The sequence below is a fragment of the Pseudomonas sp. Pdm06 genome, from assembly GCF_014851795.1.
Taxonomy (GTDB): Bacteria; Pseudomonadota; Gammaproteobacteria; order Pseudomonadales; family Pseudomonadaceae; genus Aquipseudomonas; species Aquipseudomonas fluorescens_AA.
The window spans coordinates 1-744 of the sequence record NZ_JACVAH010000040.1; the positions used below are offsets into that span (position 1 = coordinate 1).

Sequence of the window (744 nt, forward strand, 5' to 3'; positions counted from 1 at the left end):
CCATGCCCGAGCTGAAAATGCCGGCGCTGACCCAGTTCACCGACGGCACCGGGCCGGTGTGGAAGGGCGGGCTGTTCCCGTTCCTGTTCATCACCATCGCCTGCGGCGCGGTCTCGGGCTTCCATGCACTGATCTCCTCGGGCACCACGCCCAAGCTTTTGGATAACGAAACCAACGCCCGCTACATCGGTTACGGCGGCATGCTGATGGAGTCCTTCGTGGCGATCATGGCCATGGTGGCTGCTTCGGTGATCGAGCCGGGCGTGTACTTCGCCATGAACAGCCCGGCGGCCATCGTCGGCGGTGACGTGGTGGCCGTGGCGCAGACCGTCAGCAGTTGGGGTTTTGCCATCACGCCCGAGGCGCTGCAAGCGGTGGCCAAGGACATCGGCGAGACCACCGTGCTGGCCCGTGCCGGCGGTGCGCCGACCTTGGCGGTGGGGATCGCGCAGATCCTGCACTCGGTGCTGCCGGGTGAAAACACCATGGCGTTCTGGTACCACTTCGCGATCCTGTTCGAAGCGCTGTTCATCCTCACGGCCGTGGACGCCGGTACCCGTGCCGGGCGGTTCATGCTTCAGGACCTGCTGGGCTCGTTTGTGCCGGCCCTCAAGCGCACCGAATCCTGGACCGCCAACCTGATCGCCACCGCAGGCTGCGTGGCGCTGTGGGGTTACCTGCTGTACCAGGGCGTGATCGATCCGCTGGGCGGCATCAACACCTTGTGGCCGCTGTTCGGCATCT

At 65.6% G+C, this 744-nt stretch carries 1 protein-coding gene; it reads left to right on the plus strand.

Features of this window, described 5'->3' with window-relative positions; genetic code table 11:
• Positions 1-744, plus strand: a 744-nt coding sequence (locus IB266_RS30445; RefSeq protein WP_318646613.1) for a carbon starvation CstA family protein, incomplete at both ends; no start/stop codon positions are given.